Below are 16,515 nucleotides of genomic sequence, written 5' to 3' on the forward strand. Positions count from 1 at the left end.
ACAGAATCGATTACAAATGAATTGTGCCATCATAAACATGTGTCGCCGGTCCAGTCATATAGAGGGGAGTTCCCGGCCCTGCCCAGCAAATAAACAGCGAGCCTCCAGGCAAATCTACCCGAACATGACTGTCGAGTAGTTGTTGCTGAATGCCGACTGCCACCGCAGCACAAGCACCGCTACCACAAGCTTGAGTTTCCCCAACTCCACGTTCATAAACCCGTAAACGGATATGACCACGATTTAAAACTTGCATGAAACCAATATTAGCCCGTTCAGGAAATCTTTCGTGGCTTTCCAGTGCTGGCCCCAGAATTTCCACTTCGGCAGTCTCCACGTCTGCTACCTGAATCACGCAATGGGGATTCCCCATAGAAACAACACTGCAAAGAACCGTTTTCTCTATCACCCTTAAAATATAGGTTTTTTCTGCTCTTAACGCGCGAAATGGTACATTATGGGGTTCAAATTCAGGTTCCCCCATATTAACGCAAACCTGATCATCATTAGTGATACTCAGCACCATACGCCCTGATTGGGTACTGACTTTTATCTCACGTTTATTAATCAATCCCTTAAGACGGACAAAACGGGCAAAACAACGGGCACCATTGCCACATTGTGCGACCTCACTACCATCGGAATTAAAAATGCGATAATGAAAATCCAAATCCGGATCATAAGGTGCTTCAACAATCAATAATTGATCGAAGCCAATACCCGTATTCCTGTCTGCCAGACGGCAGATCAGTTCTGGTGAGAAATAAACATTTTGGGTCACAGCATCAACGACCATAAAGTCATTACCAAGACCATGCATTTTGGAGAACTGCATATAACGCTCCACCGTAAACCGCGGTAACTACCCGGCTTATCTCGCTTATTTCTGAGAGATGCTGCCCACTTTCTGCTCTTTTTGCGCGCTATCTTCATGCACCTGAGCCGCAGTCGTCGTTTTTTCTGCCGGTGGTTGTTCTGGTGGAAAATAAAGAGGGCCTTTTAGGCCACAACCAGAAAGTGTAAATAAGGTTATGATAGCCAGAAACCCGTGTAATTTTTTCTTCATTGCATTAATGCCTGTAATTCATACGTCAATATTCTCTATAATCGCAGTTAGACCTCGAAAAGCAAATAGGAAATGAAGATGAACGACAGTGAATTTCATCAGTTAGCTGACCAACTAATGCTTTATATTGAAGAGCAACTGGATAACTATGATGGCGATGCTGATATTGACTGTGAAACCAATGGCGGTGTCATGACCCTGAGCTTTGATAACGATAGCAAAATTATTATCAACCGCCAGGAACCTTTCCATCAAATCTGGCTAGCAACTAAAAACGGGGGTTATCATTTTGACTATAAAGATGGTCAGTGGATTTGCGACCGTCGCGGCGGAGATTTCCTCACCATGCTAGCGCAGTCCATCACAGAACAAAGTGGTGAACTGTTCAGTTTTGAATGATTACCCCATACCCCGCGTGGCGGGGTAAATCAATAATGTGATACAGAACGATAAAGTTCCGGCAGCTCTTCTGCGCGATTTTCCCCATCATCAGTTACACATAAATGTGAGAAAGATGATCCGCTGAATGGAATAACCTGAACCAGGCCTCCCATTTGGACAATTTGATAAAACTGTGGCAGGTTAAAATTAATAAAACTTGATCCGTAAGTAAACCGATCATGAGATGAAGAATAAAACCGGCTGACATCGCGCACCAGTTCCTCCTTACTCCCCTCACAATGAGAGTAAATTTCTACCCGATTGGCTTCATCCAGAATATAAATATTAAAGCCTTTGCCATCTTCCGCATTTTCGAAGAAAAATTGAATGATCCCCTCACTGGCAAAACCATCAACCACCGCGGGCAAGTGTGTCTCTTTGGTATTGATTTTTACCGGCAACCCATGCAATTTGTTATTAGAAATTGCCCCATAAAATTCCACCGCATTTTCTAACTTCTGCACAGATACGTTAAGACGTTCAAAGAAAAGCCCCCAGGTCTGTCCTGCAATGCGCAACGCCTTAAAACGGCCCGGGTCCTGACGATTGCTGGACAAACGCAACTCAATACATTCAGATACGAGTTGCTGAATTCGAGTGCGGATAAGTCCACGTAAATGCTGGCTGTAACAGAACACTTCAACCGCTGCTGGTGGCGCAGCATCCTGATGCATTTTGCCCAAAATAGTTTTCAATGCTTCCAGAACAGATTGTTCACCACTAAAATGTAAAGTTCGCACTTCATTCCATGAATTACGGTAAAGCAAGTCAATACTGCCAACCAAACACTGCTGCGATTCACCAAAGCTGAATACATCAAGCTTACGAAAATCAAAATGCACGACCTGATTGGCGAACTCAGCGGTCGGATCTTTCTCCAGATTGACAATAATTGCCAAATGGCGAATCTCACATGGGCTATAAAGGGCCTTTGGCGTCGGGGCTGGCAGACGGATAGGGAAATGAACGGAAATATCGTTAATTAATTCATGCAATTTCAGCTCATCACACTGGGCTTCACCATTATGAATATGAATACAGGATTTTTCTGTCAACAAGCCGTTAAAATAGGTCCACGACACCAGTTTATTCAGATAACGGTTATATTCCAGAGGCTGATGACCAATAATTGATTCAATGGTTGGTGCCTGATTGTAGAGATACCAACCACTACGATTTGCACGCCCTTGAGGAACATAAATAAATGTTAAATTTTTTTCTGATAAGTCTGGAGAAATCTGTGGATTAACCAACGTCACCTTCCCCGGCAACGCTTCAAATGCAGCGTATAGCTTACGGGTCAGTACACCAATATCCTGTGGACTGGCACTGACACTCAGATTATTGCGGCGAGCGAAACGGATTAGGTTACGATAACTCTGCATCATGGTATCAAGCAGCTCATTATGAGCGTCACGAACCTGTTCAATTTTCCATGAATTACGGTTATCCAAGATTTCCAGCCGTTCTGCATCCCACTTCCACTCATATACCAGTTGAGTCAGAACTTGGCACCGCCAGCCGTTATAACCTTTATCATCTTGATCAAGAGAGAGCTTTTCACAAACTTTTAAATAGAAGCATCGACGTATTAGATCCAAACGAGTCGTATCATTAATTTCCGTCAGATAGCGGGTAACACGTTCAAGCATCATGCTATATGCATCAAGGCCAAAGGAGACAATTTCACCCGCGTGCAAACGCTGCTTCATCTCCATTGCCAATAACTTACCGTTAGGATATTCCCAAGAATAGGCTTCTAATAACAGGCTTTTCAATACAGCTTTATAAGGAGAGTCGATACTTTTGTACAGTTGCCATAAACTGGCGCCAAAGTATTCCTCAGCGGATAATTCGCCCAACCCACCAAGATCAAGCCACTCATTTGGAGTCAGAACACCTTGCGCATAAAGCGACAAAACATATTCATCATAATGGCTTTCTTCTTCTACTGGCACCATCTCCCATAGCAAACGCTTACCGGCCATACGTACAGCAGTACGATAAAATTCATCAAGTAACAGAATATGCTGAGTAGAACCACAATCCTCACCACCAAGGCTACCACTGGTATTATGGCGAAATCGGTTTTCATCAATAAGAAAAAAATTAACTTCGATGCCAAGCGCCGCAGCCCACTGTTCAATAAGAGTACATTTACGTTGCAGCAGAAGGCGCTCATCATTATCAAGCCATGACTGATGACATACCCAAATATCCAGATCGGAACAACAGCTTTGCCCGATTGACGAAGTACTCCCCATTGAATAGATACCCGTAATGGGAAGCTCACCATTGGCAGGCGGTTCTATAACGTGATTTAATTTATTCTCTAAATCAATAAGATAAGATTTCTGTACTTCATCATGATCATGCTCGAAAAAACACACGCCATAGGGAACATTACCATTGATGTAACCTGGCATCAGCGGATGATGATAATGCAATAATACTGGCAGTAAACTGTATACCTGTTTGAATTCCGCACTCATGGCGGTAGAGGCGCGTTCTAACCTGAGTTGGTTTATCGCGTCCAGTCTCTGCTTCAGCGTTTCAATATAAAGGTACAAGACGTATCGCCCGATTGAGTTCCAGTGCCCAGATAAATCCCCTGCTTCCGGCTGATATAGCTCAATGGAATTATTTATAATGATTTTTACCAATTTATTACCGGAAACGTGATCAATTTAACACCTTGTAGATAAACCGTAAAGTCAGTAAAGCAATTGAATTGCAATATCCCCCCCAGCAAGAAACCAAGTAACACATTGTTATATATAAAAATAACAATAAAACCCACACCATTTATACTTTCTTTTATATAAGGAAATTTCCCCTATCCAGTTTTCAGGTATTGTATGTAATTCTTTGTTATTAACGACCTGATAGAAATCACCTTATTGGTTATATTTCAATTAGCGATTCTTTCTATTCAGAATTCTCCAATTACAGAAATAATTTACTAGAAAATTTAATTCACATTTAAATCAATCCAATGGCATTGACATAAAAATAATTTAAAAATTAAAATTTATTTTATATTTTAATATAATCTGTATATTATCTTCCCAGGTCTTAGCTGGAAAAAAAACTGTTGAAGTGTTAAAACAGGTATTATGTTTTTCATCTATATGACAACTGCAAAGCCTGAAAAATACAAGCATCTATGTCAACTAAAACTATCCGTATCGCAACCCGCCAAAGCCCTCTGGCTATGTGGCAAGCATTATATGTTCAGAAAAAATTGCAACAATTTCATCCAGATCTGGCAGTTCAACTGGTTCCCATGGTAACCCAAGGAGACATCATTCTGGACACACCTCTGGCAAAAGTGGGTGGTAAGGGGCTATTTGTCAAAGAACTTGAACTAGCTCTGCTTGAAGGTCGGGCGGACATCGCCGTTCATTCGATGAAAGATGTACCCATCTCTTTTCCCGAAGGGTTAGGATTAGTCACTATTTGCAAACGTGATGATCCACGTGATGCTTTTGTTTCTGTCAAATATCACTCTCTCGATAAACTGCCAACAGGCAGCATTGTTGGTACATCAAGCTTACGCCGTCAGTGTCAACTCCGTGAATTACGCCCTGACCTGATTATCCGTGACCTTCGAGGTAATGTTGGAACCCGTCTGAGTAAGCTGGATAATGGTCATTACGATGCTATCATTCTCGCTGTTGCAGGATTGAAAAGGTTAGAATTGCATGACCGTATCCGTACACCATTATCCGCAAAACAGTCATTACCTGCCGTTGGTCAGGGAGCCGTGGGGATTGAATGCCGCCTTGACGACCAGCAAACACGAACTCTACTAGCACCATTAAACCACTATGATACAGAAATCTGTGTTCTTGCCGAACGAGCAATGAACACCCGTCTGGAAGGAGGCTGTCAGGTACCAATAGGTAGCTATGCCATCTGGCAGGATGGAAAAATCTGGCTGCGAGCATTGGTTGGAGCGCCAGATGGCAGCGTTATTATTCGTGGCGAGCGGACAGTTTTACCCAAAGATGCATGTCAAGCAGGCGTTGAACTGGCCAAAGAATTGTTGGAGCGGGGAGCAAGAGAAATTCTGGCGGAAGTTTATCAAGGCAATCCCCCTACATGAGCATTCTGGTAACACGCCCTTCTCCTGCCGGAGAAGAATTAGTTAGAAGATTACAGGCTGCGGGCAAAACTGCTTTCAGCGCACCTTTAATCGATATTCGCCCAGGTTCAGAACTGTCACAACTGGCTGAAAAACTTTGCCATCTGAATACCGGTGATATGGTATTTCTGCTGTCAAAAAATGCAGTGCATTATGCAAACTCAAAGTTAAATCAAATTAATCTATCATGGCCAGACAAGCTGATTTATTATGCTATTGGCAGATCAACCGCTCTGGCTTTTCATCAACTGACTGGTATAAATATTGCCTGGCCATCAGAGGGCGAAACCAGCGAAATCCTGCTAGAACTACCCTCATTATATCAGGTTGAAAATAAACAAGCTTTGCTGCTCAGAGGAAATGGCGGGCGTGAACTTATTGCCCAAACTTTGACAGAAAGAGGTGCCACAGTTAATTATTGTGAATGTTATTTTCGCCAGCGAGTAGATTACTCGGCAGCAGAATTCAGCGCCCGCTGGCAAAGATATGGGGTAAAAACTTTAGTTGTAACCAGCGGCGAAATACTGCAATTGTTATACAACTTAATACCCGACAGTGATCGAAACAGGTGGTTATTGAATTGCCATCTTATTGTGGTAAGCGAACGTCTTGCACATACCGCCCGGAATTTGGGCTGGCAAGATGTCAAAGTTGCTAAAAGTGCAGATAATGATGCCTTAATTCAGGCCCTAGAATAAACTGACATGGGATACCCACTATGACGGAACAAAAACAGTCCGCCGAGACAATTGAAAAAGTAATAGAAAAGGTTGAACCCCCGCAACAGCCCGGAATAGAGCCTCAGAAGCAAAAACGTTCTGGCGTTCTGAGAAACATTATTACTATTGCAATTATTCTGGCAATCGGTGGTGGCCTTTATTACTACGGACAACAGCAAAGCCACTTACTGAGTGCAGAGAACCATGAGCTGCGCCAACAACTGGAATCGCTGAAACATCAACAATCACAAGATCAGCAACGTATTGAAGCTCTGTTCAAAGAACAGGCGAAAGCTTCGAGCAAGGTTGCCACACAAGCCGCACAAAATGAGCAATTGGATCGTCATCTGCAAGAATTACAGGCCAAAATATCTGCGTTATCCAGTTCTGATGTAAAAAGCTGGCTACTGGCACAGGCTGATTTTCTAGTCAAAATGGCTGGACGAAAATTATGGAATGACCAAGATGTCGTCACTGCCGCTGCTCTGCTAAAAAATGCAGATGCCAGTCTTGCTGAAATGAATGATCCAAGCCTAATTGAAATTCGTCGTGCAATTACACAGGACATCAGCGAATTATCCGCCATTAGCCAAGTTGATTTTGATGGCATTATCCTGCGGGTTAATCAGCTCTCTAACCAAGTAGACAACCTGCGTCTGGCTGACAATACCCCCGATGGTTTACCAATGGATGAAGACAATCATGAATTGACCGGCACCTTATCCGAATGGCGCCAGAATCTGAGCAAAAGCTGGAACAGCTTTATGGATAACTTCATTACTATCCGTCGCCGTGATACTGCTGCTGAGCCATTATTGGCACCAAATCAGGATATCTATCTACGGGAAAATATCCGCGCCCGTTTATTGATTGCAGCTCAGGCAATACCGCGTCATCAAGGAGAAGTATTTAAACAATCACTGGAAACGGTTTCAACCTGGGTCAGAGCTTACTTTAATATTAACGATCCAAATACTAAAGCATTCCTGGAAGAAATTGATTCACTGAGTCAGCAACCTATTTCCATTACTGTGCCAGATCATCTTTCAAGCCAGCCTTTACTGGAAAAACTGATGCAAACCCGGGTCCGCAGCTTGCTGTCCCAATCTTCTGCAATCAATCAGGAGGGTTAAGCTATGCTGAAAGTCCTGTTACTGTTTGTTGTGCTGATTGTTGGTATTGTGCTTGGTCCAATAGCTGCGGGTCATCAGGGGTATGTGCTAATTCAAACTGACAACTACAATATTGAAACTAGCGTTACCGGTCTGTTTATTATATTTGTTCTTTTACAGTTAGTACTTTGCTTTCTTGGTTGGTGCTACCGCAGAGTTATGCGCACAAGCTCACGCACTCGAGGTTGGTTCCTTGGGCGCAAACGTAGCCGTGCCCATGCCCAAACAAAAGAAGCACTGATTAAACTGGCAGAAGGTGATTTCAAACAAGTGGAGCAATTGCTGACCCGTAATGCTGATCATGCAGAACAACCTGTAGTCAACTATTTACTGGCCGCTGAAGCGGCCCAGCAACGCGGAGATGAATTCCGTACTAATCAATATCTGGAACGTGCAGCAGAAGTCGCAGACAACAATCAGTTGCCTGTGGATATTACCCGTGTACGTATTCAACTAGCGCAAGGTGAAATTCATGCGGCCCGCCATGGTGTGGACAAACTACTGAATCAAGCTTCACGCCATCCAGAAGTGTTGCGCCTAGCTGAACAAGCTTATACAAGATCAGGGGCTTACCAGTCACTGATTGACATACTACCGACAATGGAAAAAATCCATCTGCATGATGAGTCACAAATTCATAAGCTGCGTCAACAAGCCTATATCGGTCTGATGAATCAATATATGTCAGAACAAGGCAGTGAAGGTTTAAAACGTTGGTGGCATGATCAAGGCCGTAAGATTCGTCATAATGTGGCTTTGCAAATTGCAATATCTGAACATTTGATCGAATGTGACGATCATGAAACTGCACAAAAGATCATCCTGGAAAGTTTAAAACGTCAATACGATGAACGTTTACTACGGCTGATCCCACGGTTGAAAAATGAAGATCCAAAACCGGTACAAAAAGCACTGGACCATCAATTAAAGCAATATGGTGCTACTCCTTTATTGAATAGTACTCTTGGACAGGTTGCTTTACACCACGGAGAATGGGAAAAAGCAACAAAAGATTTTAAAGCAGCATTAGCTCAACGCCCCGATGCTCATGATTATGCCTGGCTAGCAGATGCATTGGATAAGTTACGCAAACCGGAAGAAGCGGCACAGGTTCGCCGTGAGGGATTGGTGCTAACTTTGAAGCGTAAGAGTAACGTAGTTCATAGCAAATAGCTCAGATAACACGGTATCTTCGCTATCCAGTTACCGTTATTCTTTTCGCATTTTTCACACTTCACTAAAAATGCCCCATTCGAGGGCATTTTTCTAGCCATATTTTCTGGCGAAATCTTCATCGGAAGTGCAGAGATAAATAATAAATTCAATAAACGAGATAAGTGAAGGAATGAACATCCAGCAAAATAGTAGGTATAAAATTCCCATGCCTATCTTACCCAAATAAAATTTATGGGCGCCAAAGCTACCAAGAAAAAAATGCCAATAATGCCGCCACAATTCTGTTATTACTACCAGAAGAATGTACCCTTATCATCGCCCCACAATGTGGGCACGACTATGCAGATTCATGCAACATCTTTCCGCAGCCAAAGCATCCAATCATTCTTGATATTTATATATTCCCTTTAAGTAGGTTAAAAAAGTAACCAAGCCTATTTTATAGCGAAACCAGCAATCATATTTTCAGCTTTGCCTATATTAGATATTCATATCTGAACCGTTCATAGATTAAAGATATTCCTAAAGATGGGCCAAAAAAACACCTACCTTAGAAAGATAGGTGTATAAATACAATCAGGTCTACAGACGGATAGTGCCTCACTCAACGTTGAGTCCGGTCGGTGATGAAAAGACAGCTGTATCTTATTCATCGTGACATGGACAATAGGCACCGATAATCGGCTCTGCATCATCCCTGGGTTTATGAAGCTTATGCTGTCATAAGAAATAGGATGAGCATCTACATTTTTATGGCATGCATTTAACGTGCCAGCTTTTATTCAAGTGAATAACTGCCTCGCTTTATCAGCTATTTCTCCATTTATTACAACGAGAAAGCAAACCACGATAAAGCTCGCTTCATTAACTGTCTCTTATTTGAGACAATCCCTCACGCGTTTTAAATTTTTAATTTAAATTCAATATGTTAAAAGTCTCTTATTTGAGACAGTCAATATATCTATTGTCGTCAAAATACAACAAGATAATAAATTACAATATAAAACAAATAGTTAATACCAGAGAAAAGAGTGATTCAATCAACTTAGATCAACAAACCGCATGTTGCGAATAAGAGGCAAAAAAGGAAACAGGAAGAGTGGAAGGGCAAAAAGGTTAAATGCAAAAAAACCCCGCAATGCAGGGTTCTTCCTGGAATCTGGTCGGCGAGAGAGGATTCGAACCTCCGACCCACTGGTCCCAAACCAGTTGCGCTACCAAGCTGCGCTACTCGCCGAAATTTTTTCTTTTTTATGGTGCGAAAGGGGGGACTTGAACCCCCACGTCCGTAAGGACACTAACACCTGAAGCTAGCGCGTCTACCAATTCCGCCACCCTCGCGTGTCACAAAAAAGATGGGGTGGCTAATGGGACTCGAACCCACGACAACTGGAATCACAATCCAGGGCTCTACCAACTGAGCTATAGCCACCATAACAGCTATTTAATAATTCACTACTTACAACAGCAAAATACACCACCGCAGCTCTTGCACGCTATTAATGGCGCGCCCGACAGGATTCGAACCTGAGACCTCTGCCTCCGGAGGGCAGCGCTCTATCCAGCTGAGCTACGGGCGCTTAACGCCGTTGCGGATGGGGATAGTACGGATTTAATGATCTACTGTCCAGTGCTTTTTTTCAGAAATGATGCATTTGATTACACCTTGCTCATTTCGTTGATAAAGCCAGCTCTTAATTTCTCTACCACCCCAGCTATGACAGCAAATTAATCTATCGGACTATTAGCTTTCTGACACTAAAAAGCCTTACCAACCAATAAATAAGCGACACTATTAGCAAAAATCCTCCGCCTACCAACAGTGAAAAACGGGTATCAGGGTTAATCGCCATGCCCACCAACACACAACATAAAAATGCCAGTGTCAGATAATTTACATATGGGAACAAAATAGATTTGAAATTATGTTGTTTCAATGCCGCTTGATGGTGCTGACGAAAACGCAGCTGGCTCACCAGAATAACAAACCACGGAACCATCCCCGGCAGGACACTAGCACTGTAGACATAAACAAAAACCGCCTGTGGGTTTGGGATCAGGTAATTCAAACTGGAACCTACCATCAAACACAAGATCGTAATGGCAATACACGTTACTGGTACACCATTCTTTGACAATTTAGTCAGTGATGAGGGTAACTGTCGATTTTGCGCCAATGCATAGAGCATACGTCCACCACTGTACATACCACTGTTACAACCAGAAAGCGCAGCGGTCAATACGACAAAGTTAATCACGGCTGCTGCTGAAGTGATTCCTACTTTGGTAAATGTCATCACAAACGGGCTACCCTGTGAACCAACTTCTGTCCACGGAAATAATGTAACCACAATGAAAATCGCGCCTACGTAGAAAATCAAGATGCGCCAGAGAATATTGTTAATCGCTTTCTTTAAGGTAACCTGTGGATTTTTAGCCTCCCCCGCAGTGATACCTACCAGTTCCACCCCCTGATAAGATGCAACCACAATACAGAGCGCAAACAAGAACCCTTGCCAACTACCAGCAAAAAAACCACCATGAGCAGTCAAATTACCCAATCCAATAGGTTGCCATTGATTACCGATGCCAAAAAATATCAGCGCCAGACCAACCAGGATCATCACGATAATTGTGGTCACCTTAATCATAGCAAACCAAAATTCTAACTCACCATAAAGACGTACCGCCGCCAAGTTTGCCAAAGCGACCAATGCCACTGCAATTAATGCTGACACCCATTGAGGAAGTTCAGGGAACCAGAACTCGGCATAAACGCCAATAGCTGTTATTTCTGATATCCCTACTGCCACCCACATAAACCAATAACCCCAAGCGGTCAGGCATCCCCAATATGGGCTGAGATATTTATGCCCAAAAGAAGCGAAAGAACCCGTAACAGGCTCAAGAAACAGCATTTCCCCCATGGAGCGCATAATGAAGAAAACAAAAATTCCGGCAATAATGTAAGCCAGCAAAACAGAAGGCCCCGCCCATTTCAGCGTGCTGGCTGAGCCCATAAACAGACCGACACCAATAGTTCCGCCTAATGCGATTAGCTCGATATGACGGGCTTCTAAACCTCGTTGCAGGCCCTGTTGTTGATCTGCCATAAATTCCCTGTCCATTGTTATGTGTTGTAATGTGTAATAGTCAAAATATACAAAACTGGTTTTGACCAGCCATAAAAATGGCAGGGATCAAAACATGTTTTTCCACTCAGTGGAATAAAAAATTACCCAATAATTAGTATTGATAGTAAAAGCCCGGCAGGATCAAACGGTTATATAGACGCTGTGAAATGAATTTTTTGACAACCTGTCGCAAATTGTTATACGACAGGCAGACAACACATTTACAGACGATTGAAGTAGTAATATCCCAAAAACTTCAATAGCTTAAACTGGCGACGGATACGGCTTGGTTGTGATAACAAACGATAAAACCATTCAAGCCCGAGGTTCTGCCATACTTTCGGCGCACGTTTTACATGACCGGTAAATACGTCATAAGTACCACCAACCCCCATATAGAGAGCATCGAAATGAATTTTACGGCAGTCGCGCATGAAAATTTCCTGCTTAGGCGACCCCATTGCAACTGTTACAATTGCTGCTCCGCTAGCATGAATCCGTTCAAAAACAATATTACGTTCTTCTGGTGTGAAATAACCATTCTGGCTGCCAACAATATTGACGTTCCATTGAGTCCGTAATTTGTTTTCCGTTTGTTCCAATATCTCTGGTTTCCCCCCGACCAGAAAAACAGGAGTACCTTCCTTGCCAGCACGTTCCATCATCGCTTCCCACAAATCTGCCCCCGCTACGCGAGAAACTTTAGCATCAAGGTATTTACGGCGGATAGCACGTACAATGCTGATACCATCGGCATACAGATATTCTACTTCACCTAACAAAGTACTCAGAGTATTGTCTTCTTCCGCTGTCAGAACTTTTTCTGCATTAATTGCAACCAAAGTACCCGTCTTTACCTGCCCTCGCTGAAAAATATGGTCAAGAAAGTGCGCCATATCGCGAAAGCCCCAAATATTCAAGCCGCGAATGTTATACTTAGGAATATTGTTTCGCTCCATTTTCTTTCCTTAATATTACAACGGACGTTTTTGCGATAAAGCCCAGTTGCTAGTCAAATATTTTCTGATAAGCCCAGCACTGTCAAACAGCCAATACAACAACTTAGCAACCACCAAACATAAACCAAAAATAATACAGAAAAACACCACTCGGGAAACAAATGAATCCAACCCTTCACGAGCCAGAACTATCATGTTGAAGATCGCTCCGAAGCAAAATGCCTGCAAAATAGCAGCCTTATAACGATTAGTCTCCTGTTTCCCCAACTCATAAATCCAGTCAAACCACTTAATTATCAACCCAACAACAATCGCACCAACCGGAATAAACAGCACTCCCCCCATAACAATCAAAGATCCTATTAAAGTTGGGGAAATTGCTAAGCCGGAGTGGTTATCTAACACTTCCCAAGTAAAGTAATTTGCAGAATTCAACACAGCATCAGGGCGTCCTGGCCAAAGCCAACTTGGAATGAAAACATAGAAATCACGGATAATCGGTGCCAACCCCTGAAAATCGATTTTGTCGTAGTTATTCAACAATAACGCAAAATTTTCCCACGGAGAGAAAGTATCTCTTGTGAGATAAAGGAAAGTATAAAACGCTTCTGCACCACTGACATCCAAACTATAGCGTTTAAGAGCCAACCAGAACATACCAACAATTCCCACTGCTCCCGCAGTTATCAGCATCCACAATGTTATCCAACCACGAACAATGCCGATAAATAGAAACAGCGCAAACGCAATAATAATATTAGCCCGTGTTCCCCCAACAATCACATAAGTCAAAATCCCGAAAGCAACCGTGCTTATCAGAAAAAACAGCCAGCGTAATTGTGTCGGTTTCAGGAAATAAACGACTAGCATGGCTGGAATAAAGAAGTAAAAGAACCGTTTTAAGGCAACACCAGACACCTGACTGGAGAAAATCTGACTATACGACTGTAATTTAAACAATAGAAACCCATTCTGCATGAAGAATAGCCCAACGGTCACAACCGCAACTAATGTCAGTAGTAACCATGTCAAATTAGTTTCTACCCGGTTCATGGTGAATACCGGTGCTTTGGGTTGCCCAGAAGGTCTTTTCAGCCGAGTTTTATAACTGACATAATAAATTGCATAGAAGCACGTTGAAGCCAACAGAGCATGTAACAAAGAGTCTACTGGTACCACCTCAACATCAAACTGAAAAACCAGCAAGCACGTCAGTGGGAAACCGAAATAGAACGTCAGCAAATAAAGTAATGAGAAGAACACATTGAAATTAAAACGTACACGTCGGAATTCCTGATAAGCTAGCGTCAGGATAAAAACCAGTGATATCAGGTAAACAGTAAATAATCCGCCAAATTGCGTTAAACTCATTGCTGCTCTCCTGCCACTTTTGCCAGCGCTTGCCGCCAACCATCAACAACGTTTGGGCTGAAGAAAGCTATTGTATTCCTGTCTAAAGAAAGCATCTGCCGTTGTGCTTCGGCAATCAATTGTCTATCCAAAGGATCGCCGCAGAAAAATACCGGTACCTGCTGTTCTGTCAGATCCTGCCAGAAAAGATTTCGACGACTAAGTACAAATGGCACCCCAAATTGTATCAACAGGCAAATTGTTCCAACCCCTTGCTGGCGGTCAAATATGAAATACCCTAAATCGCAACAACGCAGTAATGCCAGATAGTCATCAAATTCCATCTTTTGCTTAATAATTTTCAAACTTTCTGAGCAAAACAGTGATAAAGCCGTTTGCTCAACCTGATCAATATAAGCCTGATTATTCTCCGGATAACCCATCGGAATGACTATTCGTACCTTATCACCAAATTGCTTATGAATAGCTTTGAGTGCGGCGATATGTCGGTTTGATCGATCACCGGAGTTCCCCAGCAAAATTGTCATTCTGTTATCGTCAGAAGGTGTTTTTTCTACCATCGTCAAAGCTGGCTCCATTCTGGTTGGGAAATAAAGCAACGATGTTGGTACCTTCAGATGATGCTGAGAATAAAAATGTGAATCCCCACGAGTCGCAAATACATGTTCCACTCGATTCTGCGCCAAACGACGTAGAAAATAAAACAGGCGGAATTTCAACTGGCGAGAATCTTCATACAAATCTGCTCCCCAAGCATGCCACCAAAATTGATTGCGTTTAATTTTTCCTGACAACAGTGCCAACCATAAACCTGTATTAAATTGACCATGAAAAAAAAACCGGCAAGCTCTGTCTGACTGCGCTTTAGCAGTAACCGCCTGCGCCAGAGCTTTTTTACTGTCAAAAAATGTCATATCCAACTCCGGACAATCATCCAGAGAAGCTCGATTCCTGGTCACCACCATAAACTTTGGTTTAGCCGAAAAACCCATTTCTTGCGCTAAGACATCATTAAAAAAGCGTAATACCGTTCGATTGTGATGCGGGATATCAGATCCCAGAACGTGAATTAGGGTAGTCATGCTCGCCTGCGGTAAATAAGAAATACACCACAACAAAGGGTGAAATAAACAATATAAGTTGTCATATAGGCTTGTGCTGCGCCTAACGCTCCATTAGCAGGAATAAGCCAGTGGGAAAAACCAGTAAGCAACAAAAACTGACTAACCTCAGTTAGCACATAAAAACGCAACGCAGCTTTGGCAATCACTAAGTAACCAAAAACATAGGCGCCCACTTTCAAGACATCACCAACCAGCTGCCAAGCAAACAAATCACGCATAGCTGTAAATTTGTCGGAAAACAGCAACCAAATGGCAAAATCACGCAACAACCATACAGTAAAACTCGCAACAGCCACCGCTGGCAAAACAAATTTCAACGCCTTGACTATCTCATCTGATATTTCGACCTTACCCTGTAATCGTGAAAGTGTTGGCAACAGATAAACACTGAAAGAAGCTGTAATAAATTGCAGGTAAGCATCGGAAATACTACTTACACCTTGCCAGATACCCACATCATCCCAACTATAATGCGCGGCCAGCAAGTTTCGCATCATAATGTAAGCAACTGGTAAAGTAATAGAAGTCAACAAAGCCATAAGGGTAAATTTGCCGAGTTGACTAGCGAGTACCTTATCCCACATAGGCTTAAGATCTGATAACGGAACCACGTTGCGATACCAAAGCATCAGCCCCGCAGGAAATATTATCAGTGCTGGCACTAAAGCCAAACCAGCCAAAGCACCTTCATACCCTCCAAGAGTAAAGCAAAGATAATAAGCCATCACGCCAATTAAACTACCAAGAATAATAGCCAGGGCATTCCCCAGAGCATCCCTGTATCCTTTCAAAATAGCCAGAAAATAGTTGGCACTGGCAATACCCATTTGAATAAATGCAAGCGCCTGCACAACGGGTTCATAATCTTGATGACCAAATAATCCAATACTGATTGATCCACTGAACAACAAAAAAATTACTGCCAACAGCGTGGAAAATCCCAAGATAATGGCAGAAGACGTTCCTAATACCGCACGCAGCCTTTCCGGTCGCTGCTGATATTCAGCAACATATTTAGTCACACCATTAAAAATACCTGCTCCTGCCAATACCCCCAGCACGGTAATAAGTTGACGGAAATTACCCGCCAGCCCAACACCACTGGGACCGAAAGCAACTGCCAGTAATTTAACAATCAAAAGCCCCACACCGATCTTTATCAGTGTAGAGCCAGCAGTCCATACCGATGCTTTAGCCAGTGACATA

The 16,515-nt window shown here is 42.8% G+C and carries 13 protein-coding genes, 4 tRNA genes and 1 pseudogene; 5 read left to right on the forward strand and 13 right to left on the reverse strand.

What is annotated here, in order from left to right:
- Nucleotides 1-10: 10 nt before the first annotated feature.
- Nucleotides 11-835, reverse strand: coding sequence for a diaminopimelate epimerase (dapF, locus tag EAE89_RS07395; RefSeq protein ID WP_054480829.1), 825 nt, complete (start codon nucleotides 833-835; stop codon nucleotides 11-13).
- A gap of 45 nt (nucleotides 836-880) precedes the next feature.
- Nucleotides 881-1,066: an LPS translocon maturation chaperone LptM gene (gene lptM / locus EAE89_RS07400; protein ID WP_149616829.1), complete on the reverse strand. Its 186-nt coding sequence runs from the start codon at nucleotides 1,064-1,066 to the stop codon at nucleotides 881-883.
- A gap of 78 nt (nucleotides 1,067-1,144) precedes the next feature.
- Here lptM and cyaY point away from each other — a divergent pair, with 78 nt between their 5' ends.
- On the forward strand, nucleotides 1,145-1,465 hold the full coding sequence (gene cyaY / locus EAE89_RS07405; RefSeq protein WP_054480833.1) for an iron donor protein CyaY: 321 nt from the start codon (nucleotides 1,145-1,147) through the stop codon (nucleotides 1,463-1,465).
- 29 nt (nucleotides 1,466-1,494) lie between these two features.
- Here cyaY and EAE89_RS07410 read toward each other — a convergent pair whose 3' ends face one another.
- Entirely contained in the window at nucleotides 1,495-4,077 is a 2,583-nt protein-coding gene (locus EAE89_RS07410) for a class I adenylate cyclase (protein WP_054480837.1), read from the reverse strand.
- Between the two features lie 596 nt (nucleotides 4,078-4,673).
- On the opposite strand from EAE89_RS07410, the gene hemC reads away from it, so the two are divergent.
- Genes hemC through hemY form a run of 4 tightly spaced genes read left to right on the forward strand, consistent with a single transcriptional unit; the run spans nucleotide 4,674 to nucleotide 8,718 of the window.
- On the forward strand, nucleotides 4,674-5,615 hold the full coding sequence (gene hemC, locus EAE89_RS07415) for a hydroxymethylbilane synthase (RefSeq protein WP_054478941.1): 942 nt from the start codon (nucleotides 4,674-4,676) through the stop codon (nucleotides 5,613-5,615).
- Nucleotides 5,612-6,352: a uroporphyrinogen-III synthase gene (hemD, locus tag EAE89_RS07420; protein ID WP_054478940.1), complete on the forward strand. Its 741-nt coding sequence runs from the start codon at nucleotides 5,612-5,614 to the stop codon at nucleotides 6,350-6,352. Before hemC ends, hemD begins: the two co-directional genes overlap by 4 nt.
- Nucleotides 6,353-6,372: 20 nt before the next feature.
- The gene (gene hemX, locus EAE89_RS07425; protein ID WP_054478938.1) at nucleotides 6,373-7,506 is read left to right on the forward strand and encodes a uroporphyrinogen-III C-methyltransferase; all 1,134 of its coding nucleotides are present in this window, start codon (nucleotides 6,373-6,375) and stop codon (nucleotides 7,504-7,506) included.
- A gap of 3 nt (nucleotides 7,507-7,509) precedes the next feature.
- Nucleotides 7,510-8,718 carry a protoheme IX biogenesis protein HemY gene (gene hemY, locus EAE89_RS07430; protein ID WP_054478936.1) on the forward strand — a complete coding sequence of 403 codons (1,209 nt, stop codon included), beginning with the start codon at nucleotides 7,510-7,512 and terminating at the stop codon, nucleotides 8,716-8,718.
- A gap of 93 nt (nucleotides 8,719-8,811) precedes the next feature.
- On the opposite strand, the pseudogene EAE89_RS07435 reads toward hemY, so the two are convergent.
- The 10 genes and pseudogenes from EAE89_RS07435 to wzxE all read right to left on the reverse strand — a co-directional run bounded on the left by EAE89_RS07435 (nucleotide 8,812) and on the right by wzxE (nucleotide 16,514).
- A pseudogene (locus EAE89_RS07435) lies at nucleotides 8,812-9,115 on the reverse strand (NINE protein).
- Between the two features lie 766 nt (nucleotides 9,116-9,881).
- Nucleotides 9,882-9,958: transfer RNA gene (locus tag EAE89_RS07440), tRNA-Pro, on the reverse strand.
- Between the two features lie 17 nt (nucleotides 9,959-9,975).
- Nucleotides 9,976-10,062: transfer RNA gene (locus EAE89_RS07445), tRNA-Leu, on the reverse strand.
- A gap of 15 nt (nucleotides 10,063-10,077) precedes the next feature.
- Nucleotides 10,078-10,153 (reverse strand) — tRNA-His (locus EAE89_RS07450).
- Nucleotides 10,154-10,224: 71 nt separating this feature from the next.
- Nucleotides 10,225-10,301, reverse strand: a tRNA-Arg gene (locus EAE89_RS07455).
- A gap of 153 nt (nucleotides 10,302-10,454) precedes the next feature.
- Entirely contained in the window at nucleotides 10,455-11,834 is a 1,380-nt protein-coding gene (thrP, locus tag EAE89_RS07460; protein ID WP_054478934.1) for a bifunctional threonine/serine APC transporter ThrP, read from the reverse strand.
- A gap of 242 nt (nucleotides 11,835-12,076) precedes the next feature.
- Complete coding sequence (wecG, locus tag EAE89_RS07465) at nucleotides 12,077-12,814, reverse strand: lipopolysaccharide N-acetylmannosaminouronosyltransferase (RefSeq protein WP_054478932.1); 738 nt, start codon at nucleotides 12,812-12,814, stop codon at nucleotides 12,077-12,079.
- A gap of 15 nt (nucleotides 12,815-12,829) precedes the next feature.
- Nucleotides 12,830-14,185 carry an ECA oligosaccharide polymerase gene (wzyE, locus tag EAE89_RS07470; protein WP_214085624.1) on the reverse strand — a complete coding sequence of 452 codons (1,356 nt, stop codon included), beginning with the start codon at nucleotides 14,183-14,185 and terminating at the stop codon, nucleotides 12,830-12,832.
- On the reverse strand, nucleotides 14,182-15,267 hold the full coding sequence (locus EAE89_RS07475) for a TDP-N-acetylfucosamine:lipid II N-acetylfucosaminyltransferase (protein ID WP_054478928.1): 1,086 nt from the start codon (nucleotides 15,265-15,267) through the stop codon (nucleotides 14,182-14,184). The genes wzyE and EAE89_RS07475 overlap by 4 nt, the downstream gene beginning before the upstream one ends.
- Nucleotides 15,264-16,514, reverse strand: coding sequence for a lipid III flippase WzxE (gene wzxE / locus EAE89_RS07480; protein WP_214085625.1), 1,251 nt, complete (start codon nucleotides 16,512-16,514; stop codon nucleotides 15,264-15,266). Before wzxE ends, EAE89_RS07475 begins: the two co-directional genes overlap by 4 nt.
- Between the last annotated feature and the right edge of the window lies 1 nt (nucleotide 16,515).

It is taken from the genome of Photorhabdus heterorhabditis (assembly GCF_018448905.1).
Taxonomy (GTDB): domain Bacteria; phylum Pseudomonadota; class Gammaproteobacteria; order Enterobacterales; family Enterobacteriaceae; genus Photorhabdus; species Photorhabdus heterorhabditis.

What these genes read in the sequence shown, in the direction of transcription:
- dapF (WP_054480829.1), bottom strand. Translation starts at nt 835, where the DNA reads ATGCAGTTCTCCAAAATGCATGGTCTTGGTAATGACTTTATGGTCGTT.
- lptM (WP_149616829.1), bottom strand. Translation starts at nt 1,066, where the DNA reads ATGAAGAAAAAATTACACGGGTTTCTGGCTATCATAACCTTATTTACA.
- cyaY (WP_054480833.1), top strand. Translation starts at nt 1,145, where the DNA reads ATGAACGACAGTGAATTTCATCAGTTAGCTGACCAACTAATGCTTTAT.
- hemC (WP_054478941.1), top strand. Translation starts at nt 4,674, where the DNA reads ATGTCAACTAAAACTATCCGTATCGCAACCCGCCAAAGCCCTCTGGCT.
- hemD (WP_054478940.1), top strand. Translation starts at nt 5,612, where the DNA reads ATGAGCATTCTGGTAACACGCCCTTCTCCTGCCGGAGAAGAATTAGTT.
- hemX (WP_054478938.1), top strand. Translation starts at nt 6,373, where the DNA reads ATGACGGAACAAAAACAGTCCGCCGAGACAATTGAAAAAGTAATAGAA.
- hemY (WP_054478936.1), top strand. Translation starts at nt 7,510, where the DNA reads ATGCTGAAAGTCCTGTTACTGTTTGTTGTGCTGATTGTTGGTATTGTG.
- thrP (WP_054478934.1), bottom strand. Translation starts at nt 11,834, where the DNA reads ATGGCAGATCAACAACAGGGCCTGCAACGAGGTTTAGAAGCCCGTCAT.
- wecG (WP_054478932.1), bottom strand. Translation starts at nt 12,814, where the DNA reads ATGGAGCGAAACAATATTCCTAAGTATAACATTCGCGGCTTGAATATT.
- wzyE (WP_214085624.1), bottom strand. Translation starts at nt 14,185, where the DNA reads ATGAGTTTAACGCAATTTGGCGGATTATTTACTGTTTACCTGATATCA.
- EAE89_RS07475 (WP_054478928.1), bottom strand. Translation starts at nt 15,267, where the DNA reads ATGACTACCCTAATTCACGTTCTGGGATCTGATATCCCGCATCACAAT.
- wzxE (WP_214085625.1), bottom strand. Translation starts at nt 16,514, where the DNA reads ATGTCACTGGCTAAAGCATCGGTATGGACTGCTGGCTCTACACTGATA.